At 62.6% G+C, this 25,320-nt stretch carries 23 protein-coding genes, 1 tRNA gene and 3 pseudogenes; 11 read left to right on the top strand and 16 right to left on the bottom strand.

Going from position 1 to position 25,320, the window contains the following annotated elements; genetic code table 11:
• Nucleotides 1-18: 18 nt before the first annotated feature.
• The 6 genes and pseudogenes from ACTGJ9_RS33610 to ACTGJ9_RS33585 all read right to left on the bottom strand — a co-directional run bounded on the left by ACTGJ9_RS33610 (nucleotide 19) and on the right by ACTGJ9_RS33585 (nucleotide 6,989).
• Complete coding sequence (locus ACTGJ9_RS33610; protein ID WP_456674543.1) at nucleotides 19-573, bottom strand: nucleoside 2-deoxyribosyltransferase; 555 nt, start codon at nucleotides 571-573, stop codon at nucleotides 19-21.
• A gap of 38 nt (nucleotides 574-611) precedes the next feature.
• A complete protein-coding gene (gene dxs / locus ACTGJ9_RS33605; protein ID WP_456674542.1) occupies nucleotides 612-2,540 on the bottom strand; it encodes a 1-deoxy-D-xylulose-5-phosphate synthase in 1,929 nt (642 codons plus the stop codon).
• A 591-nt stretch (nucleotides 2,541-3,131) separates the two neighbouring features.
• Nucleotides 3,132-3,383, bottom strand: a complete 252-nt coding sequence (locus ACTGJ9_RS33600) for an exodeoxyribonuclease VII small subunit (RefSeq protein ID WP_008132970.1) — start codon at nucleotides 3,381-3,383, stop codon at nucleotides 3,132-3,134.
• 74 nt (nucleotides 3,384-3,457) lie between these two features.
• Nucleotides 3,458-4,387 (bottom strand): histone deacetylase family protein, encoded by a 930-nt coding sequence (locus tag ACTGJ9_RS33595; protein WP_456674541.1) that lies wholly within the window; start codon nucleotides 4,385-4,387, stop codon nucleotides 3,458-3,460.
• Nucleotides 4,388-4,521: 134 nt separating this feature from the next.
• Nucleotides 4,522-6,181 (bottom strand): annotated as a pseudogene (locus ACTGJ9_RS33590) (bifunctional metallophosphatase/5'-nucleotidase).
• Between the two features lie 49 nt (nucleotides 6,182-6,230).
• Entirely contained in the window at nucleotides 6,231-6,989 is a 759-nt protein-coding gene (locus tag ACTGJ9_RS33585; RefSeq protein ID WP_456674540.1) for an enoyl-CoA hydratase-related protein, read from the bottom strand.
• A gap of 296 nt (nucleotides 6,990-7,285) precedes the next feature.
• On the opposite strand from ACTGJ9_RS33585, the gene ACTGJ9_RS33580 reads away from it, so the two are divergent.
• Nucleotides 7,286-8,518 carry an MFS transporter gene (locus tag ACTGJ9_RS33580; RefSeq protein ID WP_456674539.1) on the top strand — a complete coding sequence of 411 codons (1,233 nt, stop codon included), beginning with the start codon at nucleotides 7,286-7,288 and terminating at the stop codon, nucleotides 8,516-8,518.
• A gap of 43 nt (nucleotides 8,519-8,561) precedes the next feature.
• On the opposite strand, the gene ACTGJ9_RS33575 is transcribed toward ACTGJ9_RS33580, so the two are convergent.
• Entirely contained in the window at nucleotides 8,562-10,340 is a 1,779-nt protein-coding gene (locus ACTGJ9_RS33575; protein WP_456674538.1) for an acyl-CoA dehydrogenase, read from the bottom strand.
• A gap of 238 nt (nucleotides 10,341-10,578) precedes the next feature.
• On the opposite strand from ACTGJ9_RS33575, the gene ACTGJ9_RS33570 reads away from it, so the two are divergent.
• Nucleotides 10,579-10,653: transfer RNA gene (locus ACTGJ9_RS33570), tRNA-Gln, on the top strand.
• A 207-nt stretch (nucleotides 10,654-10,860) separates the two neighbouring features.
• Here the strand turns inward: ACTGJ9_RS33570 and ACTGJ9_RS33565 are convergent.
• Nucleotides 10,861-10,983: pseudogene (locus ACTGJ9_RS33565) on the bottom strand (transcriptional regulator); the annotation flags it as partial.
• Nucleotides 10,984-11,192: 209 nt separating this feature from the next.
• Nucleotides 11,193-12,704, bottom strand: coding sequence for an MFS transporter (locus ACTGJ9_RS33560; RefSeq protein ID WP_456674537.1), 1,512 nt, complete (start codon nucleotides 12,702-12,704; stop codon nucleotides 11,193-11,195).
• Between the two features lie 244 nt (nucleotides 12,705-12,948).
• Here ACTGJ9_RS33560 and ACTGJ9_RS33555 point away from each other — a divergent pair, with 244 nt between their 5' ends.
• The gene (locus ACTGJ9_RS33555) at nucleotides 12,949-13,803 is read left to right on the top strand and encodes a LysR family transcriptional regulator (protein WP_456674536.1); all 855 of its coding nucleotides are present in this window, start codon (nucleotides 12,949-12,951) and stop codon (nucleotides 13,801-13,803) included.
• A 455-nt stretch (nucleotides 13,804-14,258) separates the two neighbouring features.
• Here the strand turns inward: ACTGJ9_RS33555 and ACTGJ9_RS33550 are convergent, their stop codons facing one another.
• Nucleotides 14,259-14,657, bottom strand: a complete 399-nt coding sequence (locus ACTGJ9_RS33550; protein WP_456674535.1) for a VOC family protein — start codon at nucleotides 14,655-14,657, stop codon at nucleotides 14,259-14,261.
• Between the two features lie 201 nt (nucleotides 14,658-14,858).
• On the opposite strand from ACTGJ9_RS33550, the gene ACTGJ9_RS33545 reads away from it, so the two are divergent.
• Nucleotides 14,859-15,260, top strand: coding sequence for a VOC family protein (locus ACTGJ9_RS33545; protein ID WP_456674534.1), 402 nt, complete (start codon nucleotides 14,859-14,861; stop codon nucleotides 15,258-15,260).
• 69 nt (nucleotides 15,261-15,329) lie between these two features.
• Here the strand turns inward: ACTGJ9_RS33545 and ACTGJ9_RS33540 are convergent, their stop codons facing one another.
• The gene (locus tag ACTGJ9_RS33540) at nucleotides 15,330-15,545 is read right to left on the bottom strand and encodes a hypothetical protein (protein WP_456674533.1); all 216 of its coding nucleotides are present in this window, start codon (nucleotides 15,543-15,545) and stop codon (nucleotides 15,330-15,332) included.
• Nucleotides 15,546-15,850: 305 nt separating this feature from the next.
• On the opposite strand from ACTGJ9_RS33540, the gene ACTGJ9_RS33535 reads away from it, so the two are divergent.
• The 7 genes and pseudogenes from ACTGJ9_RS33535 to ACTGJ9_RS33505 all read left to right on the top strand — a co-directional run bounded on the left by ACTGJ9_RS33535 (nucleotide 15,851) and on the right by ACTGJ9_RS33505 (nucleotide 21,392).
• Nucleotides 15,851-16,018, top strand: a complete 168-nt coding sequence (locus tag ACTGJ9_RS33535) for a hypothetical protein (protein ID WP_456674532.1) — start codon at nucleotides 15,851-15,853, stop codon at nucleotides 16,016-16,018.
• A 128-nt stretch (nucleotides 16,019-16,146) separates the two neighbouring features.
• The gene (locus tag ACTGJ9_RS33530; protein ID WP_456674531.1) at nucleotides 16,147-16,581 is read left to right on the top strand and encodes a PPC domain-containing DNA-binding protein; all 435 of its coding nucleotides are present in this window, start codon (nucleotides 16,147-16,149) and stop codon (nucleotides 16,579-16,581) included.
• A 124-nt stretch (nucleotides 16,582-16,705) separates the two neighbouring features.
• Entirely contained in the window at nucleotides 16,706-17,533 is an 828-nt protein-coding gene (locus ACTGJ9_RS33525) for a thiamine pyrophosphate-dependent enzyme (protein WP_456674530.1), read from the top strand.
• 120 nt (nucleotides 17,534-17,653) lie between these two features.
• Nucleotides 17,654-18,382, top strand: a complete 729-nt coding sequence (locus tag ACTGJ9_RS33520) for a gluconate 2-dehydrogenase subunit 3 family protein (RefSeq protein WP_456674529.1) — start codon at nucleotides 17,654-17,656, stop codon at nucleotides 18,380-18,382.
• 8 nt (nucleotides 18,383-18,390) lie between these two features.
• The gene (locus tag ACTGJ9_RS33515; protein ID WP_456674528.1) at nucleotides 18,391-20,169 is read left to right on the top strand and encodes a GMC family oxidoreductase; all 1,779 of its coding nucleotides are present in this window, start codon (nucleotides 18,391-18,393) and stop codon (nucleotides 20,167-20,169) included.
• Nucleotides 20,162-20,947: pseudogene (locus tag ACTGJ9_RS33510) on the top strand (c-type cytochrome); the annotation flags it as partial. The gene ACTGJ9_RS33515 and the pseudogene ACTGJ9_RS33510, both read left to right, overlap by 8 nt.
• A 157-nt stretch (nucleotides 20,948-21,104) precedes the next feature.
• On the top strand, nucleotides 21,105-21,392 hold the full coding sequence (locus tag ACTGJ9_RS33505) for a c-type cytochrome (RefSeq protein ID WP_456678712.1): 288 nt from the start codon (nucleotides 21,105-21,107) through the stop codon (nucleotides 21,390-21,392).
• Nucleotides 21,393-21,395: 3 nt separating this feature from the next.
• Here the strand turns inward: ACTGJ9_RS33505 and ACTGJ9_RS33500 are convergent, their stop codons facing one another.
• The 5 genes from ACTGJ9_RS33500 to ACTGJ9_RS33480 are packed head-to-tail and all read right to left on the bottom strand — an operon-like array spanning nucleotide 21,396 to nucleotide 25,232.
• The gene (locus ACTGJ9_RS33500; RefSeq protein ID WP_456674527.1) at nucleotides 21,396-21,671 is read right to left on the bottom strand and encodes a cytochrome C oxidase subunit IV family protein; all 276 of its coding nucleotides are present in this window, start codon (nucleotides 21,669-21,671) and stop codon (nucleotides 21,396-21,398) included.
• Nucleotides 21,668-22,309: a cytochrome c oxidase subunit 3 gene (locus ACTGJ9_RS33495; RefSeq protein ID WP_456674526.1), complete on the bottom strand. Its 642-nt coding sequence runs from the start codon at nucleotides 22,307-22,309 to the stop codon at nucleotides 21,668-21,670. Before ACTGJ9_RS33495 ends, ACTGJ9_RS33500 begins: the two co-directional genes overlap by 4 nt.
• On the bottom strand, nucleotides 22,302-23,909 hold the full coding sequence (gene ctaD, locus ACTGJ9_RS33490) for a cytochrome c oxidase subunit I (RefSeq protein ID WP_456674525.1): 1,608 nt from the start codon (nucleotides 23,907-23,909) through the stop codon (nucleotides 22,302-22,304). Before ctaD ends, ACTGJ9_RS33495 begins: the two co-directional genes overlap by 8 nt.
• Nucleotides 23,906-24,847, bottom strand: a complete 942-nt coding sequence (gene coxB / locus ACTGJ9_RS33485) for a cytochrome c oxidase subunit II (protein WP_456674524.1) — start codon at nucleotides 24,845-24,847, stop codon at nucleotides 23,906-23,908. Before coxB ends, ctaD begins: the two co-directional genes overlap by 4 nt.
• A gap of 31 nt (nucleotides 24,848-24,878) precedes the next feature.
• The gene (locus tag ACTGJ9_RS33480; protein WP_456674523.1) at nucleotides 24,879-25,232 is read right to left on the bottom strand and encodes a hypothetical protein; all 354 of its coding nucleotides are present in this window, start codon (nucleotides 25,230-25,232) and stop codon (nucleotides 24,879-24,881) included.
• Nucleotides 25,233-25,320: the final 88 nt, after the last annotated feature.

Raw genomic sequence — 25,320 nt, 5'->3', positions numbered from 1 at the left:
GGAGGCGAAGTGAAGCGCTTATGGTGCGATCAATCGCGCGGCTGCCATCCGGACGCAAGTCTCGAACGCGGCGAGATCGTGCCAGACATTGACTGGTTGCCTCGTCGGCGTCACCAGCGGACAGCCGTGCAGTTCCAGCGCATGGATCATCATGAGATTGTCGACGAGGCCAAAATCTTCGACGGTCAACCCCTGTGCGTCGACCAGCCGCCCGTCCTCGGAGGAGACGTGCATGAAGCGGCCGAGACGGTCGGCATAGGTGGTGCCATCGTTGGAATAGGCCATGCAAAACTTGCGGCGCCCGGCCATGAAGCCGAGCTCGTAGACGGTGCCGGGATCGGCGCCGGCGCCGCGGAACGGCGTCATGTTCGCGATGATGGCGTCGGCCGCATCCATCATGGCCTCGTTGCCGCAGAAGATCTGCCGCGACGCGTCAGGTGTGGTGAGGTCGATGGCGTTGTCGAGAGGATAGAGGCCGGTGAGGCCGTGGACAGCGCAAATCGCGGCCTTCTGCCGGCCGATCGCAATCGCATCCGGCAGGAACACGTCGGGACCTGCCAGATAGATTTTCATGAAGGTCGCGCTGCTTCGCGTCAGGCCGAAGCTCGCCCTTAGGCGAGCTTGACCGTCTCGGTCTTGACGTCCTTGCCGAGCGCCTCGAACACCTTGGCGACGATGCCCTTGGCGTCGAGACCGGCGCGGGCGTACATCGCGTTCGGCGTGTCGTGGTCCAGGAACACGTCGGGCAGGACCATCGTGCGGAACTTGACCATGCCGGTGTCGAGCACGCCCTGATCGGTCAGGAACTGCGCGACATGCGAGCCGAAGCCGCCGATGGAACCTTCTTCCACCGTGATCAGAACGTCGTGGTCACGGGCGAGCTTGAGCACCAGCTCAGTGTCGAGCGGCTTCATGAAGCGCGCGTCGGCAATGGAGGTCGAGAGGCCATGGGCGGCGAGCTCGTCGGCGGCCTTCTCGCACTCGGCCAGACGCGTGCCGAAGGAGAGCAGGGCGATCTTGCTGCCCTGGCGGATCATGCGGCCCTTGCCGATATCGAGGGGAACGCCGACATCCGGCATCTCGATACCGCGGCCTTCGCCGCGCGGATAACGCAGCGAACTCGGACGATCGTTGATGGCAACCTGGGTCGCCACCATGTGCACCAGCTCGGCTTCGTCTGCCGCCGCCATGATGACCATATTCGGCAGACAGCCGAGATAGGCGTTATCGAACGAGCCGGCATGCGTCGCGCCGTCGGCGCCGACAAGGCCTGCGCGGTCGATGGCGAAGCGTACGGGCAGGCTCTGGATCGCGACGTCATGGACGATCTGATCGTAACCGCGCTGCAGGAAGGTCGAGTAGATCGCGCAGAACGGTTTGTAGCCTTCGGTCGCAAGACCGGCGGCAAACGTCACCGCGTGCTGCTCGGCGATGCCGACGTCGAAGGTGCGGTCGGGGAACGCCTTGTTAAATATGTCGACACCGGTGCCGGACGGCATCGCCGCGGTGATGGCGACGATCTTGTCGTCCTTCTGGGCTTCCTTGACGAGGCTCTGGCCGAAAACGTTCTGATAGGCCGGCGCGTTCGGCTTGGCTTTCGCCTGGGTGCCGGTCGCGACGTCGAACTTGACGACGGCGTGGTACTTGTCGGCGGAAGCTTCCGCCGGGCCGTAACCTTTGCCCTTCTGTGTGACGACGTGGACCAGGATCGGGCCGGTCTCCATGTCGCGCACGTTCTTCAGCACGGGAAGGAGATGGTCGAGGTTATGGCCGTCGATCGGGCCGACGTAATAGAAGCCGAGCTCCTCGAACAGCGTGCCGCCGTCCATCATGAAGCCGCGGGAATATTCTTCGACGCGGTTGGCGCGATTGGCGAGGATCTTGGGCAGGCGCTTGTTGATCTGCTTGGCCGCATCGCGCAGCGTGCGATAGGTCTTGCCGGAATAGAGGCGCGACAGATAGGCGCTCATGGCGCCGACCGGCGGCGCAATCGACATGTCGTTGTCGTTGAGGATGACGATCAGGCGCGAGTTCATGGCGCCGGCGTTGTTCATGGCTTCGTAGGCCATGCCCGCCGACATCGCGCCGTCACCAATCACAGCAATAACGTTGTTCTTGCCGCCGGCGAGGTCGCGCGCGACGGCCATGCCGAGGCCCGCGGAAATCGAGGTCGAGGAATGCGCGGCACCGAACGGATCGTAATCGCTCTCGCTGCGCTTGGTGAAGCCGGACAGGCCGCCGCCGGTGCGCAGCGTGCGGATGCGATCGCGGCGTCCGGTGAGGATCTTGTGCGGATAGGCCTGATGGCCGACGTCCCAGATCAGCCGATCGCGCGGCGTGTCGAAGACGTAGTGGATCGCAGTGGTGAGCTCGACCACGCCGAGGCCCGCACCGAAGTGACCGCCGGTCACTGAGACGGCATCGATGGTCTCCTGACGCAACTCGTCGGCGACCTGACGAACCTGCTCGACCTTGAGCTTGCGCAGGTCTTCCGGCGTCCGGATGGTGTCGAGAAGCGGCGTTTTACTGTATGCGTTCACGGCGATTTCCAATTTGTCAGCGCCGGAACATCATTCCGGTGCGCGATGGGTTTGCACAATATCGGCGCAGCGCGAGTCCTTAAACCGTCAGAGCCACCGGCACGGGGCAATGCCCCGTATTCAAGCTTAGGTGAGCTTAAGTGCGCTCCGGTTCAGTCTCTGTGATCCCTGTCACGTAGATCGGCTTCGTCCGTCCCAGCCAATTTCCTTAGCAATTTGAAGCGTTTGTCGTCGGCACTCGGTCCCCACGTCAAAGCTAACAAAAAGCCACACTCCGCGCAGCTTTACACCAAAGCTTGGGCCAAAGCCAACCCGCCCGACCGACTACGGATATGCATGTGCAACCGGCGGGCCAGTTTGGTTAACCGCGGCGCTGGAGAGGAGGTTCCAATCCTGCCCGGTTCCCGGGCAGGATTCGGGGCCAAAGAACCCGGTATCCAGCGGGATTCGCCGGAAAAGACGGCGCCCGCGAGAAAGTTCTTCAATTAAGGTGTCCAGCCACCCAGCGGCGAGAGTAGAGATAGCGGCGTGCGATCTCGAAAAAACGCAGGCGGCCGATGCTCGAAACGGGCAGCTTTGGGAAGGGGCCCTTTATTGCACGTCGAGCGGGGCGGTGCCGGTGGCCTGGCCGCTGGCATCGGTGGTGATCTTGTCGACGCGCGCCTCGGCCTGGCGCAACAACTCCTCGCAGCGGCGCTTCAGGGCTTCGCCGCGCTCGTAAATCGTGACGGATTCCTCGAGCGGCACCTTGCCGTCCTCGAGCCGCTTCACGATCGTTTCGAGTTCCTCGATCGCACGCTCGAAGGTGAGCCGGGAGACGTCGACTTGGGTATTTTCGGCCATATCCGTTTCCGATTGCCCGATTCGCTTCTCGTGTAAAACAGCAGCGTTTTGCGGGCTTAATGTGGCGGGTCTGTCTAAGCGCCCATCAGGGCGCCGACATGCGCCGTAACAGATTCTTTCAGTCCTTGCAGGTCGTAGCCGCCTTCGAGCACAGAAACCACGCGCCCGCCAGCGGACTTGTCGGCAAGGTCCATTAGCTTGCGCGTGACCCAGCTGTAGTCCTCCGCATGCAAATTCAACGAGGCCAGCGGATCGCGGTAATGCGCGTCGAACCCCGCTGAGATGACGAGCAACTCCGGGTTGAATTTTTCGAGTTGCGGCAGGATCAAATTCTCGAACGCACTGCGGAATTCGGGCCCGCCGTCTTCCGAGGCGAGCGGTGCGTTGACGATGGTGTCGTGATCGCCGCGCTCGCCCTTGGCGCCGGTGCCCGGAAACAGCGGCATTTGATGCGTCGAACAGTACATCACCGTCGGGTCCGACCAGAAGATGTCTTGGGTGCCGTTGCCGTGATGCACGTCGAAATCGACGATGGCCGCGCGCTTGATGCCGTATTTGCGCTGCGCATGGCGCGCGGCGATTGCGGCATTGTCGAAGAAGCAGAAGCCCATCGGCTTGCCGATCTCGGCGTGATGGCCGGGCGGGCGCACCGCGACGAAGGCGTTGCGATGCTCGCCGTTCATCACCGCTTCAGTCGCAGCCACGGCGCCGCCGACGCCGCGCATCACCGCTTCCCACGTGCCGGGGGACATCGAGGTGTCGCCGTCGATATAGACCTGACCGCTGGTCGGCGCGATGTGGCGCAGCTCGGTGACGTAATCCTCGTTGTGGCACAGTGTGACGAGGTCGAGATCGCCCTCGGGCGCCAGGTCGCGTGCCAGGAACTGGAAGCGCTCGACCGACAGCGCTTCCTCTACCGCGCGCAAGCGGTCCGGTCTTTCAGGGTGTCCCGGCGGCGTGACGTGGTCGAGGCAGGCCTTGTGGGAAAGGAGAAGCGTGCTCATCAAGTCGGCCTCACTGCGAACGAACTCTCAGCGTCGCTTGGCGCATCCGGCGCCAAAACGCAATGCGAAACCCAATCTATGCGTTCCACCGCGAATGGCAAAGGGCGTCCCGTTCCGCCCGGGTTTGATCCCGATCAATTCACCCGCAGGATGCGGGTGGGCGGCAGCGGGCCGATCGGACCATGCGCTTTAAAGAAGGCAAACAGAGCATCGGCGTCATAGCCGCCATATTGTGGCGATGCGCCCAGTTTTGCGACCGTGAATCCATCGCCGCCGACGGCGAGGTAGTCGTTGACGGTCACGCGATAGCCCGTATCCGGCTCAATCGGCTTGCCATTGAGCGTCATCTTGTCGGCCATCACGCGCTCGCCGAACGGCTTTGATGCGTCCCAGCTGTAACTGAACCCGATCGACACCTGGAAGAATCCGCGGCCGCTTCGGATCGAGCCATTGCTGCTCCAGCATGTCCTTGAGCTGGCTGCCCGACAGCGTCATGGTGACGAGGCGGTTGCGGAACGGCTGGCTCGCGAACAGTTCGCCGTAGGACACCGCGCCGTTCTCTTTCGGGATGATGTCGGTGCGGATGCCGCCGGGATTGGTCAACGCGATGACAGCGCTGCCATCCTTGGCGTCTCTGGTTGCGGCAAGCTGTGCATCGGCGATGACGTCGCCGAGTGCGCTTTCGCCGGCCTCGTTCGGCACGCGCGACAGCGTCTGCGTCACTGACCCTGCCGGCCGGTTGGCAATCGGCGCCGAGAGCTTGTCATAGGCGTCGATCAGCGCTGTCTGCTCGGGATCTTTGGCGAGTGAAGCGTTGGCGACGATGACGTTTTCGGCCCTGGCGCTGACGACGTCGCGTGTTGCCGGATCGAGCTTGAGGTCGATCGCGGTGACGAGCGTGCCGTATTTGTCGCCGCTGGTCACCAGCCGGCCGTCGATTTGGCAAACGTAGGCACGATGGGTGTGGCCGCTGACCACGACGTCGACCGCGCGGTCGAACTTCTTGACGATATCGACGATCGGCCCCGTGATCGCCGCGCATTCGTTGTAATCGCCGCTTGGCTCGCCGCCCTGGTGGATCAGCACCACGATGGCCTCGACGCCCCGCGCCTTCAGTTGCGGCACCAGTGCGTTCACCGTCTCGGCCTCGTCGCAGAATTCGAGCCCGGCAATGCCTGACGGAGAGACGATGCCGGCGGTGTCCTTCAAGGTCAGTCCGATGAAGGCGACCGGGATGCCCTCGAATTCCCTGATCTCGTAAGGCGGCAACACGCTCTTGCCGGTCGCGGCCTCGATGGTGGACGCCGCGAGATAGTGGAATTTCGCGCCGGTGAAGGGACCTGGTCCCTGACATCCATCTTCCGGATGGCAGCCGCCGTTCTGCATCCTGAGCAACTCGGTCGTGCCCTCGTCGAATTCGTGATTGCCGACCGAGGTGATCGCAAGCCCCATCATCGAGAGCGCCTCGACCGACGGCTCGTCGTGAAACATCGCCGACAGGAACGGGCTCGCCCCGATCAGGTCGCCGGCCGCGACGAACATGGTGTTCTTGTGCCCCTCGCGCAATTGCTTGACCAGCGTCGCCAAGTACTCGGCGCCGCCGGCGGCGACCATCACTTTCTTGCTGTTGTCCTCGGGGTCATTGATGCGGATGCCGCCCGGCGGCGGACGGAGATTGCCGTGGAAATCGTTGATCGCGAGAATGCGCAACTCGACGGGCGCCGCGGTCTGGGCCGCTGCGGGAAGGGCGGCGAGCGCGAGGGCGAAGCTGGTCAGGCGGAGAAGATATCGCATGGAACCAGATTAGTCATTCCGCGCGAAGATTTCACGAAAGTTCTCTTGCCTACCTCTTCTTCCTGTTCGCAAACGCATTGAATGCGGCCGTTGCCTCGTCCGATTTCAACCGTTCGCTGAACAAATGGCCTTCCTGGTCGATGCGGCGGCTGAGCTCTTCCGGGGCTGCGCGCAGCAATTTGCGCGAGATTGCGACGGCCTCCGCCGGCAGGCGGCAGATCTCGCGCGCCACCTTGCGGGCCTCGACCTCGGTATGTCCCGGCGACACCACGGTGTTGACGAAGCCGGCGGTATGAGCCTCCGCGGCGGTGAAACTGCGTCCCATCACCAGCATGGCGAAGGCGCGCTGGTAACCCATGGTGCTCGGCATCAGCAGGCTGGCGGCGCCGACCGGCACGAGCCCGAGATTGATGTAAGGCGCCGAAAACGTCGCGGCGTTGGAGGCGAGCACGTAGTCGCAATGAAACAGCATCACCGTGCCCATGCCGATCGAGGCGCCGTCCACGGCTGCGATGATCGGCTTGAGGTTGAGGGCCAGCGAATACAGGAATTTGGCACCATCCGACAGCGTCTCGGGACGCGACGCGTCGGCCTTCATGAAATCGTCGATGTCGTCGCCGGCTGTGAATACGCCGGAGCCGCCGGTGATGATCATGCAGCGGATGTCGGGATTGTTCTGCGCGGTGTCGATCGCGCGGCTCATTTCGCGATACATGTCCTGGGTGATCGCGTTCTTCTTGCCAGGCCGGCGCAGCGTGATCACGCGCGTTCCACGCTCTTCGGTGACGACGATATTGCCGTTCGGCATGACAACTCCCTGCTGCCGCCGCGGCGCCTGCCATCGGCGACTCTCGCGAGGCTCAGCCTACATGATCCGGCAGGCGTGCCAATCCTGCGGCTCAACCATTTCGGCGGCGATACTCGCAAGCGGTTGCATGACACCCGTCCGATGGCGGCGCCGCCCGGGAACCGCGGCGCGAAAGCTCCGTCACAGGTGCTGCGGCGTTTGCGCGTTGCAACAAACGGCTACAATGTTTCAATTGAAAAACCGGTGGTTGTGCGTCACGATCAGCCGTCTCGTTCCATAAGGCCGATACTTGATCGATGACTGCCGCAACGGGCGTTGACAGATCCTCTCTTCACTACCGCGGCTGGCGCGTGGTGCTGGCCTGCTTCCTGATGGCCTTCTTCATGTTCGGCTTTGGCCTGTATGGCCAGGGTGTCTATCTCGCCGAGCTTCAGCGCGCCCATGGCTGGCCCGGTACGCTGGTGTCCGCGGCCAGCACCTTCTCGTTCCTGCTGACCTCCGTCCTCGTCATCTTCACCGACGATCTGCTTGCCCGCATCGGGTTGCGGGCGCTGATTCTGAGCGGGTTGACGGCGCTTGGCGCATCGACGGCGCTGCTGGGACTGATGCAGACGCCCTGGCAGCTCTATCTTGCCTATGCGCTGATGTCGGTCGGCTGGACCGGCATGGGCTCGGTGGTGATCGCGACCGTGCTGAATGCGTGGTTCGCGCAGCGCCGCGGGCTCGCGCTCAGCCTCGCCTTCAACGGTGCCACCTTCGGCGGCATCATCCTCGTTCCGGCCTTATTGGCGCTGAGCAGCAGCATTGGTTTCCGCTCGGCCATGCTTGCGGCCACGATCGTGATGGTGGTGCTGGTGCTGCCGGTGGTCGTCGTATTCACCAGTTGGCCGGCCGACGCTTTGTCGAATGCAGCGGCAGGTGTCCCGGGAGGCAATGCCGCGCGTCATCCGCGAAAGGAGCTGCTCGCCAACGCGTCATTCTGGACCATGGTGCTGCCGATCGCGATCGCGCTGTTGGCGCAGATGGGATTCATCATCCACCAGGTGACGTTTCTCGAGCCGCTGATCGGCCGCGCCAGTGCAGGCCTCGCGGTCACCGTCATGGCGGCCATGGCCGTAGTCGGGCGGCTGTCGCTCGGCGTGTTTGTCGACCGGCTCGAGCCGCGACTTGCATGCGCGGCGTCGATGATGAGCCAGGCGGCGGCGCTGCTCGTTCTCCTGCAAAGCCAGAGCCCGGCCGTGCTGCTCATGTGCTGCGCCGTCTATGGCTTCTCGATCGGCAACATGATCACGTTCCCTCCCTTGATCATCCAGCGCGAGATCGGCAGCACTGCTTTCGCAGCCGCGATGGGGTTAGGGACGTCGATCAGCGGCATCGTCAGCGCCTTCGGCCCGGGCATCGTCGGCCTCGTGCGCAGCGCGAGCGGTGACTACACCATCGCGTTCGCGATGTGCGTGGTGCTCGATGTCGTCGCGGCTTGCATCGTGCTGTGGCGGCCGGGGAGGCGGGCGAAGGTCGCAACGTCATAGCCTGGATTGCGCTTCGCTCCGTATGGGCTACGCACGCCTCACGTTACCCCAACAGCACCGCATCCGCCGCCGCGACCGACTCCGCGCTTTCCGTCACGGTGCGCTCGATCGCGCCAGCCTGCACGGCGATGTTCTCGGCGAAGAAGCGGGCGAGCGAGACGTAGCGCGCGGCATCCGTGTTGCCGCCGGCCTTGGCGGCGAGCGCTTCGGAGGCCAGCATGCAGCCGCCGAGCGTCGAGCCAAACTGCTGCAAATACGGCGTCGCGCCGGCGAGCGCCTCGTTCGGCGCAGATGTGACGCGCTCCAGGAGCCACTTGCTCGTTCGCGTCAGCGCTTCCAGCGCCTCGCGCAGTTTCACGCCGGTGGTGCCGAAGGCGGGATCGTTCGAGGCTTCGACCTGCTCGACCGTGGCGGAAAGCTCGTCGAGCAGTGCCCACACCGACGCCCCGCCATTGGCCGCGAGCTTGCGCGTGACGAGGTCGATCGCCTGGATGCCGTTGGTGCCTTCATAGATCGCGGTGATGCGGGCATCGCGATAATGCTGTGCGGCGCCGGTCTCCTCGATGAAGCCCATGCCGCCATGCACCTGCACGCCAAGATAGGCGACCTCGTTGCCGATATCGGTGGAATAGCCTTTTGCCATCGGAGTCAGCAGCGCGGCGCGTGCGGCCGCGTCGGCGCGTACCTTCGGATCCTTGGCGCGCGTCGAGACGTCGATCGCGACCGCAGTCGCATAGCAGATGGTGCGCGCGGCCGCCGTCTGCGCCCGCATCCGCATCAGCATGCGCTTGACGTCGGGATGCACGAAGATCGCATCCGACCCGTCGCCCTTCTTTCCGACGGCGCGGCCCTGCTTGCGCTCCTGTGCATAGGCGAGTGCCTGCTGATAGGCGCGATCGGCGACGCCGACGCCTTCGAGGCCGACGCCGAGGCGGGCCTGGTTCATCATCGTGAACATGCAGCGCATGCCCTGGTTCTCTTCGCCGATCAGGAAACCAATTGCGCCGCCGTGATCACCCATCGTCATGGTGCAGGTCGGCGAGGCATGCATGCCGAGCTTATGTTCGACGCCGCTCGCAAAGATATCGTTGCGCGCACCGAGCGAGCCGTCGGCATTGACCATGAATTTCGGCACCAGGAACAGCGAGATGCCCTTGGTGCCGGCAGGCGCGTCCGGCAGTCGGGCCAGCACGAAATGCACGATGTTGTCGGTCATGTCGTGCTCGCCATAGGTGATGAAGATCTTCGTGCCCTTGATGCGATAGGTGCCGTCGGCCTGCTTTTCTGCGCGGGTGCGCAGCGCGCCGACATCTGAGCCGGCCTGCGCCTCGGTCAGTTGCATGGTGCCGGTCCATTCGCCGGTGACCAGCTTCTCGAGATAGATCGTCTTGAGTTCGTCGCTGCCATGCGCATCGAGCGCCTCGATCGCGGAGGCCGTGAGCAGCGGGCAGAGGCCGAAGGCAACGTTCGACGCGCTCCAGATCTCGGTGCAGGCGGCGTTGATCGCGGTCGGCAGGCCCTGACCGCCGAAACCTTCCGGTCCGGACACTGCATTCCAGCCGCCGTCGATCCAACGCTTGTAGGCATCCGGCCAGCCCGGCGCGGTCGTGACCTTGCCGGCGTCGAGCTTGATGCCGTGCTCGTCGCCGACCTTGTTGAGCGGCGCCAGCACGGCGGATGCGAATTTACCGGCTTCCTCCAGCACGGCGGACACGATGTCGCCGTCGAAATCGCCGTAATGGCCGGCCTCCACGGCGGCCTTGAGGCCGGCGCCATGGTTGAGCGACAGCAGCATGTCAGAGATCGGTGCGCGGTAGGTCATGGCTCACTCCCGAAGACAGGTTTGGCGCCGTATTCCCATGAAACGCCGGAGGTCTCAATGGGCGGGAGGGCCGGGGCCGGGCAGGGATCGGGCGTATAAGAGTGTGGCCGGGCCGGCCCTCGCTCCGGGGTATTTTGCCCCTCCAGGCGGTTGAAATGCTGCGCCGCTCCCTATAGACCGGCTGCGACCAGAGGAATCTGCGGGTGCCAGTTCTTCCGCCGTTCCCTTCGTCGTCTGATGGGGCGTAGCCAAGCGGTAAGGCAGCGGATTTTGATTCCGCCATTCGGAGGTTCGATCCCTCCCGCCCCAGCCAGCACCTAAGCTACTGAGTTCGCTTATATAGCCAGCATACAGCCCCCGGGCGCCATTCGAGCGGGGCTGCAGCGACCTCGTCGGAGGACCGCGTAATGCGGCGAACAAGTCGGACAACCGATGCAATGCGTGCGTGCTGGTACCGTGCTGTCGTTACCCAGCCGCTCGGCGTGGGGCAGGCTCGCCTCCGCCCCGCTTCTTGGTCCGGCACCACCAGCGGGATCGGCAGTGCGGTGATCGACTTGATCTTCTCCATCGCGAAACGCGAGGTGACGTTCTTGAGCGGGACGGCGTTGATCAGCTTCTTATAGAACACGTCGTAGCTCTGCATGTTCGGGATAATCGCGCCAGCTCGGGGCATGGTGCCGTACGTTTCCCATCGTGCGGCCTGGAGTGATCTGCCGACCATGTCTCACGCATGAATGCGCAGGCCGATCTGCCTGTCATCGAGCCGCGTGGAGGGTGGGTGCAGCATTCCCGGGCGGCAAGCCTTACCTCGACCAGAAGGTGTTGCTGCAAGGCATTGCCGAACCCATCCAATCAGGCCGATGAGCGAGGAAGACAACTTGGCTCATCTCTGTTCTGGGCGCGGCGCTTCCGTGTGATGTAGCTCTCGCCAAAAACCACAGAACTCGCCAGCGCCATGATCCAGACGGACAATCCGCCGTAGAGCATCACCAGCCTGAAGCCGTGGATCAGCGCGCCTTGCAGGGCGGCCTCCGCTGCCGGCAGCAAGCCGAGCTCGGGAAAGTCCGAGATGCGAGCGGCGCCGCTTGCGATCTGTTGCGCGAGATCCTGCAGGCGATCGGCATCGAGCCCACCCGGCAACGCGCCACGCAGCGAGGAGGAAATGCCCGCGATCAGGATGAATCCCATCAAGGCGATGTTGATCGCCAGCGAAATCATGCGAGCGCTCATATCGATGCCCGATGCCATGCCGGCGCGCGTGCTCGACACTGCACCCGTCGTGACGTTCGTCACCGGCGTGTTGGTGAGGGCGAGGCCCGCGCCTGCAACCAGACATCCGGGCGCCAGCGTCAGCCATGTGATATGCGCGACGCCGCTGCCGGCCCACATCAGCATGAAACCGAGACCGATGACGAACAGGCCGGACGGGACGGCGATCCCGCCGCCGAACCTCAGCAATATCCGTTCGCCGAATGGCGGGATCACGAGCGTGGGAAGCGTGTAGGTGAGTAATGCAAGGCCTGCCGCGACGTTGTCGTATCCAAGGGCGCTGCGGAAGAAGATCGGCAGGTAGATCATGAACGGCCAGAAGCTGAAGTTCATGCCGGCCGATCCGATGAGTGCGCCCGAAAAGGCCCTGATCCGGAAAACGGAGAAGTCGAACATCGGACGGGCGCTATGCAGCTCGGCCAGCAAGAAGGCGATAAAACTCAAACCGGCCGTCGCCACGATTGCAAGGCCGGTCAGGCTGCCGAAGCCGAAGTCGGAACCTTGCGTGATGTAGAAGGCGACGCAGAATACTGATATCGAGAGTGTCGCGATGCCCGTGATATCGAGGTGCTTGGCCTCGGGATCGCGCGATTCCCGTACGCCCGTCGCGGCAAGCGCGATCGTGACGACCGCGATGAATGCGTGGATCAGGAACACCCATTGCCAGCCGGAGACCGCGACGATTGCTGCGCCGATGATAGGGCCGAAGCCAAGGCCGATGCCAAAGATGATCCCCCAGGCGGCGAAGCCGCGTGCGCGCTCGGGTCCTTCTCGGAATTGATGGGAGAGGACCGCGACCTGGCAGATCAACATCGCGCCGCCGCTCATGCCCTGAAGGAAGCGACTTACGATGAGCAGGAGCGCGTCCTCTGCCAGGCCGCAGATCAGCGAAGCCAGGCCGAACACGGCGATGCTGACGACGAACACGCGCTTTCGACCATAACGATCCGCCAGTGTCCCCGTCGCCATCAGCACCGCCGTGACCGCGATAGTATAGGCATTCATGATCCATTGCAGCTGCTGGAAGTTGGCGTGCAGCACCACCTCCAGCGTGGGCAGGATGGCCGGCACGCTCGAGATCTCCAGACCGAACATGAGGGACGCGAGGCACGCCGCGGCCAGTGCGATTGTGTTTCGTCGTGATGGTGAGAACGTCAAGGCCGTGATCTCCAAAAATCGTGCTGATTGCCGGCGCGGACGCGCGACGTCGCTCGCTCCGGGAAAGAATGGTTTCCCGTGCGCCCAGGCCTGCGTCAGGCCGAGCGAACATAGGGCGCCCTTGACCACAACAAAATCCGATCAATATAGATTTCAGAGACAACAAAGCCGGATGACTGGAATGCTCTCGCTCGATGTCGATGCCGTCAGAGCCTTTGTGATGGTGGCGGACCTCCACAGCTTTACGAGGGCTGCCAAGGCGCTGGGGACCACGCAAGGCGCGATCAGCGTCAAGCTGAAGCGGTTGGAAGATCGCGTCGGGCATCGATTGCTCGAACGCACGCCGCGATCGGTGCGGCTGTCGGCGCAGGGGACGGCGTTTCTGCAGGGCGCACGGGAGCTCATCGCGGCGCACGAGCGCGCGATCGCCGGGCTCAGCGCGCCTCCGCGTCACTTCGGCCTTGGCATTGCCGCCCATGTTGCGGGCCCGGAGGTCCCCGCCTTGCTGTCACGGCTTCACGCGCACGATCCGAATTTGACGATCGAGGTCCAACTCGACAATTCGCGCAATCTCTTGGACTTGTTCGACCAGGGACGACTCGATGCGGCCATCGTCCAGCGCGAGGACGATCGTCGCGATGGCGAGACGCTGGCGCATGAGCGCTTCGGCTGGTTTGCGGCGCAAGGGTTCGATCACAGGGAGGGCGAGCCCTTGCGCCTCGCCGCACTCGCGCCGACCTGCGGCGTCCGCAACATCGCCACACAGGCGCTGGATGCGGCCGGTATCAAATGGACCGAGGTATTTTTGGGCGGCGGCTCCTCGGCGGTCCACGCGGCTGTCGTGGCGGGACTTGCCATTGCGCCGCTATCGTATCGGATTGCACCGGCCGGCACCTTCGACATCGGGGAGAAGCTTGGGCTTCCCAAGCTGCCGCCTTCGGAGGTCGTGCTTCATTCATCGTTGAGCGATCGACGGTCGCGCGCCGCACTGAGCGCGTTGGCCGCCGCGTTCCGTGCGCATCGCACGCTGGCGTGAGCTTCGCCCTTCTATTCGGCCGCGTCGGATCTGAGCGCACCAACAGGAGGCAAACTCCGAAAATTCGCCGCGGGGGTGCGTGCCGTGCAACCGCGGACCGCGCCCCGGGGAACAGCTTTTCGCGAAGTGTACCGTCACGGTAAGCCGTCTTGTAGACGCCACGGGATTGCAGCTCCGGCACCACGAGATCGACGAAAGCATTCAGCGACTCCGGTGCGACCACCCTCGACGGCGCTTGTCGAGATCCCGGGCGAGCAGCATTAATCGCCTCCGGTTCTGGTCATCGACGAGAGCCAATCGGTGCCAGTGGATGCCGACGTCGCCAACGGCCGTCGCCTCTTCGATTCCCCGCAGCGAATTCTGCGCTATGTCGCCGATCGCTACGCATTCCAATTGCGCCAATCGCGGGCAGAGTGGTTTGAGGGCCGCCGCGGCAAGAAATATCCGCAGCCGGATCAGCGAGAGGCCGATGACAGCACATCGGCTGGATGCTTGTCGTTATGCTCGACATATTCAACCAGCGTCTGGTCCGGATGCCGCACCAGCATGTTGCGGCCGGTCGGGACCGGCTTCGGCGCTTCCAGGATCGTTGCGCCGACCGTCGGAAGATGCGCGGCAAAAGCCTCGATGTCCTCCACCATGAACGTCATGTGGGTCGCGGTGAACCGCTTCAGGCTCTGCTCGGTGCCGGCGATGAGCAGGATCGATGCGACCTGCGCCAGTCTCAGGTCGTACTCGGGATAATCAAAGCGAAGGCGCGCTTTCTGGCCGATCAGCGTTTCGTAAGACGAGACAGCCGAATCAAGTTCTTCGAGCGGCAGGCAGCGCCGGGTAAGGATGTTGAGGATTTTCATGAGTGAGCTCCCTGATCTCCACTCAAGATCGGATCGCTCGCGATGTTGTCAAGCCATGCGCAATCGGACCTGTCTGTCGCCATGCACATACGCACTCTTGTGCCTCGGTGCAATTGCGCCATGTCGTCACTTCGTGAGATGTTGTAGCCTGCGGCTTGTCTCGTGACGCAAGCCGGCGTCGCAACCGGAGGGAGCAGCGACATGAGCATTGGTCTGCCGAACGAGGTTGAGGTCATTACCTTGTTCGTCGACGACATTGTGTCGTCGAGAGCCTTCTACGCAAGGGTCTTCGCACCTGAAATCGTCTGGGAAGATGCAGTCTCATCCGTGCTTAGATTTGGCGGGCTCCTGATCAATCTTCTCGACGTGTCTCAGGCGCCTCCGCTGGTTGAGCCGTTGCCTGTCGCGCAGCCCTCAGCAGGGACGCGCGCATTGTTGACGATCAGGGTCGCTGACGTCGACAAGGCGTGTTCGGCCCTTTGCGAGACTGGCGTGGATCTCCTCAACGGACCGGTCGACCGCCCGTGGGGGCGGCGAACCGCGTCCTTTGCCGACCCTTCAGGTCATGTCTGGGAGATTGCGCAGCTGATCGAACGGCGATAGCGGCAGCGTCGGCCCGCTGATCGAACGCGTGCGCGGAGCGGTACCGCCGTGCTTCGCCTCTTCCGGATCTCACTTCTTCACGCCGGGCTGGCCCGGTGCGCCGTCGCGGTCCCGCTTCACATTCGCCTTGGCGGCGCTCATGCCCGTGGTGTCCATCTTGCCGTCTTGCTTCGCGCCGTTGGTCATGGCTGGCTTCTCCATGCCGGTTTGAGGCGCGGGACCGGTATTTTGGGCGAAGGCGACCCCGCACAGCAGAAAGGCGGCGCAAGCGATAATCGACTTCATTGGTCTCTCCTTTATCCGCGTCGGGGTTCCTTCGCAGCTCCTGCGGAGGCATATGATCCGGCTCGGTCTTCGCAACTCCGTGGCCCTCGTTATTTCTTGTCGCTGGCGCCTCTCACGGGTTACGAGGAACGATCATGCCGACCGAGCGTTCCACGAAAATGAGTTGTCTCCTTGTGATGCGCCCAGCCCCAATGCCTGGCAGATTGCGTGTGAATGACCATGACACGTCGAGGCGGCGGAAGATGGCGCCTGACGAGACCATTCGCGATCGATAGGAACACAATTCGAACCTGAGGAGCGGGTGCGTGGATAAAGATCCAATCAATGGCCGCGAGCCAGAACTCTCCGAAGAGGACATCCAGCGCGAGCAGCTCGGACCCCGTGGCGTGCCGGGCAGGGAAAGTCCCGCCAAAATGACACCGCAACGAGCGAAGAAAACGCCCAAGGACGTTGACCCCGGCCACACCGGATGAGCCATCTGAACTTGCAAACGGCCGTCCCGCTTCAGCGGTGAGGGACTCGTGAAGGTCCCGCCTGCGACCAGAAAGAAGGGCGAGAGTCGTCACACCGCGGCGACCATACCAAGTCACGGGATTGTCCGATGAAATCGAAGTCGATCAATGACGGTGCAGAACGGACTTTCGTCCTGATCCTCGATCAAGGCGAGGAGGCATTTGAATCCATCACGAAATTCGCAGATCGCGAGCGGATCGCGGGCGCTTCGGTATCGGCAATTGGTGCATTCTCGGCAGCCAAGGTCGGCTGGTTTGATTTCGCCGCGAAAGCGTACAAGCCGATCGAAGTAAAAGAACAATGCGAGGTTCTAAGCCTGCTCGGTGACGTGGCGCAAGGTGATGACGGCAAGGCCAGTCTGCATGTGCATGCAGTCCTCGGCCTGAAGGACGGCACACTCCGCGGCGGTCATTTCCTGTCGGGAACAGTTCAGCCGACGCTGGAGGTGACGATCATCGAGACCGCGCTGCACCTTCGTCGCAAGAAGCGCAGCGATCTCGGTATCGCGCTCATCAGCATCTGAACGTGCGGAGTGTCCGGGCCCTCGTTCGACGGAGAAGGGAACCCCTTCACGTGGGCGGTTTCGAACAAGGCAAACTGGCTCGGGCACAGCACCGTCATCCTGGGCAATGAAGAATTGCGATACCGTGCTGATCCTCGGGTCGACCATGCCGTGGGAGGAATACTACTCGCGTCCGGGACAGGCGCGCGGGATCCAGATCGATCTCAAGGCCGACCGCATCGGCCTGCGCTATCCGGTGGAGGTCGGGCTCGTGGCGGACGTCAAGGCCAGCCTCGGAGCCATGTTGCCGTTGTTGCGGCGCAACGGTGACCGGTCGTTCCTGATCGAGGCGCAGCAGCGCATGTCCGACTGGAACGGCATGCTCGAGAAGATTGAGGCAGACCGGCGCGTGCCTCTGCGTCCGCAGATGGTGGTGCGCGCATTGAGTGACCTCTTGGCGGACGATGCCGTCATCTCACTCGACTGCGGCGCCAGCGCCCATTTTGCGGCGCGTTGTCTTCGCCTTCGCGAAAACCAGCGCGTGACGGGCACCGGCATGCTGGCCAGCATGGCGCCAGGCCTGCCATTCGCAATTGCGGCACAACTGGCATGGCCGAAGCGGCAGTCGGTGGCTGTCGTCGGCGATGGCGGCTTTGCCATGCTAATGGCCGAACTCTCGACGGCAGTCGCGCAAGGTCTTCCGGTCAAGATTATCCTGCTCAAGAATAACAGTCTCGCCGAGGTCATGTTCGAGCAGCGCGAGATCGGGAATCCGGAGTTCGGCTGCGGGCTGGCACCGATTGATTTCGTGAGCTTTGCGAAAGCCTGTGGTGCCGATGCGTTCCGCTGCGTGACGCCAGACGAGATCCAGCCGGCTATTCGAGCTGCGCTGGATTCGAGCAAAGCCGCTTTGGTCGAAGCGGTCGTGGATGCCGAGGAAAAGCCGACAAATCCGGAGCAGCTAAAAGCCTAATCCGGGTGTCAGGCGTCTCGTCGCCGGACGCCCAGCGGCCGAGCGACCGTGGCAGGATTGGTCCATTTCCAGGAACCAACCCGCTTCCGTTTGCGTTCACAGGCGTCATCGGGCGCTGTCATGGTCAATCGTCGTTCATTGCTGATCTCGGCCGCTTTCTGGTTTGCGGGCTCGACATCGCTGACTCGTGCTTCCGTCGTTCGTGATCATATGCCGTGGTCGCCCTTTCCCTCCTCGGCTCCGCAAGATGCGCGGCCAGGCCCTTGGCAGTTCTTCACGGCAGACGAGGTGCGGGTCATCGAAGCCTTGGCCGATCGCATTATTCCGCCAGATTCCGATACGCCAGGCGGCAAGGACGCCGGTTGTGCCGTATTCATCGATCGGCAATTGAAGGGACCCTACGGCTCGGCCGCGGGACTGTATCGGCTTGGACCGTACCTCAAGGGTACGAAAGAGCAGGGACCGCAATCGGAGGTCACGCCGGCAGAGCTCTATCGGAAGGGCCTTGCCGGGCTCGACCAGTACTGCAAGGTGTCCCTGGGGCAAGCCTTCGACCAGCTCTCGGCCGACCAGCAGGACGACACGCTGAAGAAGCTCGAAGCGGGAGAGATCAAGTTCGACGGCGTCGACGCGCAGGGCTTCTTCGATGCCCTGTTGAAGGATATCCCCGAGGGGTTCTTCTCCGATCCCATTCACGGCGGCAATCGCGACATGGTCGGGTGGAAGATGATCGGGTTTCCCGGCATCCGTTATGATTACCGCGATTGGGTTGGCCGTCACAACGAACGCTATCCTCATCCGCCAGTCAGCATCCCCGGGCGTGCAGACTGGACGCCGCACAAATCCTGAGTGTCGCCATGCCGCGAAAACTGCCGGCCACGGACGTCGTGATCATCGGGCTGGGATGGACCGGATCCATCATGGCGTATGAACTCGCCGAGGCCGGTCTCGCCGTGACGGCGATCGAGCGCGGGCCGTGGCGCAGCACGGCCACGGATCATCCGCCGGGCTATGCCGCCGACGAGCTGCGCTATCGGATTCGGCACGAGCTGTTCCTCCGCCCGGAGCAGACGACGTTTGCGTTTCGCAACAAGATGAACCAGACGGCGCTGCCGATCCGCTCCTGGGGCGCATTCATGCCTCCAAATGGCGTTGGGGGCGGTGGGGTGCACTGGAATGCCGAGACCTGGCGCTTCCTCCCCTCGGATTTCGTCGCGCGCACGCACCTGACCGAGCGCTACGGCGCGGGCTTCCTTCCGGGCGACATGACCATCCAGGATTGGGGTGTCACCTACGACGATCTCGAGCCGCATTACGATCGGTTCGAATATCTCTGCGGTACGTCGGGGCAAGCGGGCAACGTCAAGGGGCAGATTCTCGACGGCGGCAATCCGTTCGAGGGGCCGCGTTCTCGCGCCTATCCAAATCCTCCGCAGGAGCAGCCGTTCGGGGCCACTTTGTTTGCAAAAGCCGCGCGCGACCTCGGCTACAAGCCGTTTCCCCAACCATCCGGAAACATGTCGCGCGCCTACCGGAATCCGCTAGGCGTTCGCCTCGGACCCTGCACCTATTGCGGCTTCTGCGAATGGTTTGGGTGCGGCAACTACTCCAAGGCGACGCCGCAAACCACGATCCTGCCTGCGCTGCTGCGCAAGCCGAACTTCTCGGCCTGTGACAACAGCGAGGTGACGCGGATCAATCTCGACGCATCGGGCAAGCGTGCGACTGGCGTCACCTTCGTCGATACGGACGGCAATGAGTGGGAGCAACCCGCCGAACTCGTCATCCTGTCGGCCTATACGATCTTCAATGTTCAGCTTCTGCTGTTGTCGGGGATCGGCAAGCCCTATGATCCCAATGCGAATTCCGGCGTCGTCGGTCGCAATTTCACGCACCAGACGATCTCCGATGTCGTGAGCTTTTTCGATCCCGCCAAATTCGTCTTCAATCCGTTCATCGCGTCCGGCGCGATCGGAATGTGCATCGACGAGTTCAACGGCGACAATTTCGATCATGGTCCGCATGGATTTGTCGGTGGCGGTTACATGGGACAGGTTCAGACCAACGGCCGGCCGATCGAGACTGCCCCTGTGCCGCCCGGAACCCCGCGCTGGGGCGCGCAATGGAAGAAGGCGGTCAAGGACAACTACCAGAGTGCGTTGAAGCCCGGCACCGGCGTCCACGGCAGCATGTACAGCTATCGCGACGTCTACCTGGATCTCGATGCGTCCTACAAGGACCGCTTCGGTCGGCCCCTCGTGCGCATCACAATGGATTTCCATGACAACGAGATCAAGCAGAACAAATTCCTCACCGACAAGTTCGCCGAAATCTTCCAGGCCATGGGGGCGAGACAGGTCGTCAAGGAATACCGCAAGGCACCTTATGACATTACAAAATATCAGACCACGCATCTGTGTGGCGGCGCCATCATGGGCACCGATCCGTCGACCAGTGCGCTCAATCGCTATCTGCAGAGTTGGGATGTCCCGAACCTGTTCGTGACCGGCGCCAGCGCCTTTCCGCAGAACCCCGGTTACAATCCGACTGGCACGGTCGCGGCGCTGGCTTACTGGGCCGCAGATTCTATCCGGAACAAATATCTCAAGAACCCGGGCCGGTTGATCGATGGTTAGGATGCAAACCATCGCGGTGGTGCTTGGCGTGCTTGGCGTCGTAATGAACGTCTGTCGTGCCGCCGGCCTGCAGGATTTTGCGGCCGTCGAGCGGGGCCGCTACCTCGTCGCCGCCGCCGATTGCGGCAGCTGCCACACGTTGCCTGGCAATGACCATCCGTTCGCCGGCGGTCGTGCCATCGAAACACCGTTCGGATATCTTGCCGCCCCCAACATTACACCGGATCAACAAACCGGAATCGGCAGCTGGACCGATGAGCAGTTCGATGCGGCGGTACGGCAGGGCCGCAGCCGCAACGGTGCACGGCTTTATCCGGCGATGCCGTTTCCCTATTACAGCCGGATGTCACGCCAAGACGTCAGCGACATTCGCGCCTATCTCAACACAATCGAGCCAGCGAATAACGCGGTCGTGGTGAACCGCCTGCCGTTCCCGCTGAATCTGCGAACCGCGATGATCGCTTGGGATGCGCTCTATTTTACGCCCGGCGAGTTCCGCCCCGATGCTTCCAAGCCGGCAGAATGGAATCGCGGAGCCTATCTCGTGCAGGGACCCGCACATTGTGGGGCGTGCCACACGCCGAAGACGTTTCTTGGCGGCGACAAAACGTCTGAATTTCTTCGGGGCTATACGCTGCAAGGCTGGACCGCACCCGACATCACCAGCGGACAGGGCGCCCTGCGCGACTGGTCGGCCGATGAAATTGCGACCTACCTCAAATCCGGCCACAACGCTTACGCCGCGGCCGCTGGACTAATGGGCGAGGTGATCGAGCTCTCGACTTCAAAATTGACCGACAGCGATATCAAGGCAATGGCCACGTATCTGAAAGACGTCTCGGGAACGCCAGCAGAAGGTTCACCCGTTGCCGATCAAGGCGTGCTTGCGGCCGGCGGTGCCATTTACCAGGATCTCTGCGCGGCCTGCCATCGCCATGACGGTCATGGGGTCCCCAATATGTTCCCGAGATCTTGCGGAGGCCGCTACCGTCAAAGCGGCCGATCCGACGAGTGTCATTCGAGTCCTCCTCCAGGGCGCGCAGACGGCCGCGACAGATCGCGAACCCACGGCGCCGGCAATGCCAGCCTTTGGGTGGCAGCTAAACGATGCCCAGATCGCCGCGGTCGCGACCTATGTTCGCGATCATTTCGGCAAGGCGCCAGCTGTCAGTGAAACTCAGGTCAAGAACGAGCGCACGGCCCAGACTGCGCGGATCAATTGACCGTCAGGTGCGCGTCAGGAAATCCATCATCCCGAGCCAGAGCAGGATACCAAGCCAAAACAAGCCGGCGCCGGCAAAGGTGAGAGTTGTGGCGTTGCGGTGACGAAGCTCCATGAAGATCGCTGCGACAATCGCCGCTTTGACAGCACCGATCGACATGGCAATGACCGCGTTGAAAGCGCCAAGCGGCAGATGGGCGAGGCTCACGGTCAGCGCAAGCAGCGCAAGGAGTGCGAGCCATGCTCCGACGAGATGAAGAGGAGGGCGCCACTTCGTCATGCTGCTCGCCCCGGCAGGTAGATCAAGGCAAACAGGAAGATCCAGACGACATCGACGAAGTGCCAGTAGATTGCGGCGCTGTGCAAGGCGGTCCGATGCCGGGTCGACGGTGTCCGATTGATGAGTAGCGCCATGACCCCCAGCACGCCGATGCCAATCATCATATGAAGCGCATGAAGCCCGGTCGCGACGAAATAGAACAGGAAGAACAACCGAGCGCCGTCGGCGTGAACACTATCAAACTTGAAATCGATGCCTGGAACGAGATGCTCGCGATACTCGCTCCTGTACTCGAAGCCCTTGAGGACGAGAAACGCAATTCCGAGTCCGATGGCGCAGGCGAGTAGTGTCGCGCAGAATTTTCGCGTCTCTGCCGAGAAGGCCTCGACGGCCCAGGCGACGGCAAAGCTGGACGTCAGCAAGATTGCGGTATTCGCAGTCCCGATGACGAGATCGGTCCGGCCGCTCGCGGCGGCGAAGCCGGCGGGGTTGAGATGCCGATAGACGAAATAGCCGAGAATGAGCGCGCCGAACAGCAGCACCTCGGTGGCAATGAACACCCACATGCCGAGCTCGGCCGCTTCGTCGCGATGCTGACCGGAGACGAATTGTGGTGCGAAGGCCCTGGTTTCAGGCATTTTGCGGCTCGGCTTTGAAATCGGGCGAGTACTGATATGGCGGCCGCGTGACGACCGGTTGGTGGTCGAAATTATGCTCGGGCGGCGGCGACGGCGTTTGCCATTCCAGCCCCGGCGCGTTCCAGGGATTGGCCGGCGCGCGGGCGCCGAAAAATAGTGAATAGCCGAGATAGAACAGCGGCAATAAATAGGCGACGGCGAGAATCGTAGCCCCTCCCGACGAGAGGACATTCCAGACCTGGAATTCGGGCGGATAGACGTGATAGCGGCGCGGCATGCCCTCGGCTCCGAGCACGAACTGCGGAAAGAACGTCAGGTTGAAGCCGAAGAAGATCAGAACGGCCGCGGTGCGTGCCCAGTATTCGGAATAGAGCCTGCCGGTGATCTTCGGCCACCAGTAATGCAGTCCGCCGAAATAAGCGGTCACCATGCCGCCGACCATGATGTAGTGAAAATGGGCCACGACGAAATAGGTGTCGGTGGCATGGACGTCGTAGGCGAGGCAGGCCAGAAACAGGCCGGTGAGGCCGCCGGTCGTGAATAGTCCGATGAAGCCCAACGCATACAGCATCGGCGCGTCGAAATGGATCGAACCCTTGTGCAGTGTCGCAGTCCAATTGAACACCTTGATGGCGGACGGGACCGCGACAACGAAGCTCATGAACGAGAAAACGAGGCTTGCCAGCAATGATTGCCCGCTGACAAACATGTGGTGCCCCCAGACCAAAAACCCGACCGCGGCGATGGCGAGGCTCGCCCAGGCCACGAATTTGTAGCCGAACACCGCCTTGCGCGAGAAGCAGGAGATCAATTCGTTGATCACGCCCATCCCGGGCAAGATCATGATGTAGACGGCCGGATGGGAGTAGAACCAGAACAGGTGCTGGAACAGCAGCGGATCGCCACCGATCGCGGGATCGAAGATGCCGACGCCGAGCAGCCGCTCGATGGCGATCAGCACCAGCGTCATCGCCAGAACGGGTGTGGCGAGGACGAGAATGATCGACGTGGCGTAAAGCGACCAGATGAACAGCGGCAATCGATACCAGGTGAGGCCGGGTGCGCGCAGGCGATGGATCGTGACGATGAAGTTCAGCCCGGTCAGGATCGAAGAGAAGCCGGAGAGGAAGACACCGGTGACGGCGACGGCGACATAGCTGTTGGAGTAGAGCGTCGAGAAGGGCGTGTAGAACGTCCAGCCAGTGTCGATCCCGCCTGCCAAAACCGCAAACAGCGTCACGGCACCTCCCAGCATGAACAGATACCAGCTCAGCAGATTGAGCCGCGGAAAGGCCAGGTCGCGCGCGCCGATCATCAGCGGCACGATGAAGTTGCCGAGCGTGTTGGGGATCGAAGGGATCAGGAAGAACCACACCATGATGATGCCGTGCATGGTGAATAGTCGATTGTACATGTCGGAGCTGACGAGATCGGCTTGCGGCGTCGCCAGCTCGATCCGGATCGCGGTTGCCGCGGCGCCGCCAATGAAGAAGAACAGGATCAGGCTTGCGAAATACAGGATGGCGATGCGCTTGTGGTCGGTGGTGAAAAACCACGATCGCAGGCTGTATTCGGCGTTCAGATAATTGACGTCGGTCATGATCCGTGTCCACCCAGCGACTTGATGTAGGCGATCAGTCTCAGCAACTGCTCCTCGTCGATCTTGCCCTCGAACGATGGCATCAGCGGGTCGTAACCTGCGGCGATCTGGCTGCGGGGCAGCAGGATGGAGTCGCGGATATATTTGTCATCCGCAGTGACGACGCTGCCGTCGGCAAGCGGCACCGGGTTTCCGTAGACCCCCTCGAGTAGCGGCGCCCTGACCTTGCTGCCCGTGCCGTGACAGCCGCTGCAGCCGAGCTCGCGGAACAGGACGCCGCCCTCTTGTGCGAGGGGGCTCGATGGCGTCTGACTCCCTAGCCAGGTGGCATAGTCGGCGGCCTCCATTGCCACGATCTCACCGGTCATGCCGGAATGCTCGGTGCCGCAATATTCGGCGCAGAACAGGTGATAATGCCCGGGCACTTGCGCCGTGATCTCCAGATCCTGATAGCGCCCCGGCACGACATCGTGCTTCAGCCGTAGCGCCGGAATGAAGAAGCTGTGAATGACATCCTGCGAGGCCATCACCAGCCGGACCGGCCGGTTGACGGGAATATGCAACGCATTGATCTCGGATTGGCCGCCGGCGTGCTGGACCTTCCACATCCACTGCTTGGCGACGACGAACACCGACAGTTCATCCAGCGGGGTTCGGAAGATCTGGAAGTAGATGCTCGCGCCCCAGACGAACAGGGCGAGAAAGCAGATCAGCGAAGCCGCCGTCCAGCTCACCTCCCAGTGCCAGCTCTTGCTGGTTTCGGGGCCGCGGTCGATCGGGTTGGACGCGCGATAACGGACGCAGAACAGAACCAGCAAAAAAAACAACAGGCCGAGCACGAGCGAACTGACGACCAGCAGACCGATAAAGAGAAGATCAACGTCGCCACCATGGGGCGATATGCCGGGATGCCAAAGGGGAATCCATTGACGCCACATTGAACTGTCCGGCTAGATCAAGAGTTTGACGTCACGGCGATGGCCATGCCGGTAGACCCCGCTGCACCAACAGCTCCATCGCCCGCGCGATCGGAATGCGAACGACGCCGTGGCCGCGGTCGGTCCAGCCGTAGCTTTGCGCCAGTTCATCATTGCCTCGGCGCAGGTGTTGCAGATCCCGTTGTGGCGTTATCTCCAGCTGTGGGGCGTCGGCACTCAGCGCAGGCGGAGCGGACGGCGTGCGGTGGCTCATGGCCTGCGGAAAGATGACCGGCATCAACAGCGGCGTGGCGATCACGAACGATCCAAGCCCCAGCGCAATCCAGCCGATGCCGACCGGGTTGATGTCAGCCCGCTCATAGTCGAACCCTGCGGTGCCCTTCATGGCCCGGATCTCCCAAGCGCGTCCGGACAATTCCGGAGCAGCAAAGGGGTTCCAGAACAGGAACGAATCCCGGGCGGCTGGATTGTTC

The organism is Bradyrhizobium sp. RDM12 (assembly GCF_051917485.1).
GTDB lineage: Bacteria > Pseudomonadota > Alphaproteobacteria > Rhizobiales > Xanthobacteraceae > Bradyrhizobium.
Note: the sequence above shows the minus strand (reverse complement) of the source record. Positions and strands in the feature narration are given on the sequence as shown.

What these genes read in the sequence shown, in the direction of transcription:
- ACTGJ9_RS33610 (WP_456674543.1), bottom strand. Translation starts at nt 573, where the DNA reads ATGAAAATCTATCTGGCAGGTCCCGACGTGTTCCTGCCGGATGCGATT.
- ACTGJ9_RS33600 (WP_008132970.1), bottom strand. Translation starts at nt 3,383, where the DNA reads ATGGCCGAAAATACCCAAGTCGACGTCTCCCGGCTCACCTTCGAGCGT.
- ACTGJ9_RS33595 (WP_456674541.1), bottom strand. Translation starts at nt 4,387, where the DNA reads ATGAGCACGCTTCTCCTTTCCCACAAGGCCTGCCTCGACCACGTCACG.
- ACTGJ9_RS33585 (WP_456674540.1), bottom strand. Translation starts at nt 6,989, where the DNA reads ATGCCGAACGGCAATATCGTCGTCACCGAAGAGCGTGGAACGCGCGTG.
- ACTGJ9_RS33580 (WP_456674539.1), top strand. Translation starts at nt 7,286, where the DNA reads ATGACTGCCGCAACGGGCGTTGACAGATCCTCTCTTCACTACCGCGGC.
- ACTGJ9_RS33575 (WP_456674538.1), bottom strand. Translation starts at nt 10,340, where the DNA reads ATGACCTACCGCGCACCGATCTCTGACATGCTGCTGTCGCTCAACCAT.
- ACTGJ9_RS33560 (WP_456674537.1), bottom strand. Translation starts at nt 12,704, where the DNA reads ATGTTCGGTCTGGAGATCTCGAGCGTGCCGGCCATCCTGCCCACGCTG.
- ACTGJ9_RS33555 (WP_456674536.1), top strand. Translation starts at nt 12,949, where the DNA reads ATGCTCTCGCTCGATGTCGATGCCGTCAGAGCCTTTGTGATGGTGGCG.
- ACTGJ9_RS33550 (WP_456674535.1), bottom strand. Translation starts at nt 14,657, where the DNA reads ATGAAAATCCTCAACATCCTTACCCGGCGCTGCCTGCCGCTCGAAGAA.
- ACTGJ9_RS33545 (WP_456674534.1), top strand. Translation starts at nt 14,859, where the DNA reads ATGAGCATTGGTCTGCCGAACGAGGTTGAGGTCATTACCTTGTTCGTC.
- ACTGJ9_RS33540 (WP_456674533.1), bottom strand. Translation starts at nt 15,545, where the DNA reads ATGAAGTCGATTATCGCTTGCGCCGCCTTTCTGCTGTGCGGGGTCGCC.
- ACTGJ9_RS33530 (WP_456674531.1), top strand. Translation starts at nt 16,147, where the DNA reads ATGAAATCGAAGTCGATCAATGACGGTGCAGAACGGACTTTCGTCCTG.
- ACTGJ9_RS33520 (WP_456674529.1), top strand. Translation starts at nt 17,654, where the DNA reads ATGGTCAATCGTCGTTCATTGCTGATCTCGGCCGCTTTCTGGTTTGCG.
- ACTGJ9_RS33515 (WP_456674528.1), top strand. Translation starts at nt 18,391, where the DNA reads ATGCCGCGAAAACTGCCGGCCACGGACGTCGTGATCATCGGGCTGGGA.
- ACTGJ9_RS33505 (WP_456678712.1), top strand. Translation starts at nt 21,105, where the DNA reads ATGACGGTCATGGGGTCCCCAATATGTTCCCGAGATCTTGCGGAGGCC.
- ACTGJ9_RS33500 (WP_456674527.1), bottom strand. Translation starts at nt 21,671, where the DNA reads ATGACGAAGTGGCGCCCTCCTCTTCATCTCGTCGGAGCATGGCTCGCA.
- ACTGJ9_RS33495 (WP_456674526.1), bottom strand. Translation starts at nt 22,309, where the DNA reads ATGCCTGAAACCAGGGCCTTCGCACCACAATTCGTCTCCGGTCAGCAT.
- ctaD (WP_456674525.1), bottom strand. Translation starts at nt 23,909, where the DNA reads ATGACCGACGTCAATTATCTGAACGCCGAATACAGCCTGCGATCGTGG.
- coxB (WP_456674524.1), bottom strand. Translation starts at nt 24,847, where the DNA reads ATGTGGCGTCAATGGATTCCCCTTTGGCATCCCGGCATATCGCCCCAT.
- ACTGJ9_RS33480 (WP_456674523.1), bottom strand. Translation starts at nt 25,232, where the DNA reads ATGAAGGGCACCGCAGGGTTCGACTATGAGCGGGCTGACATCAACCCG.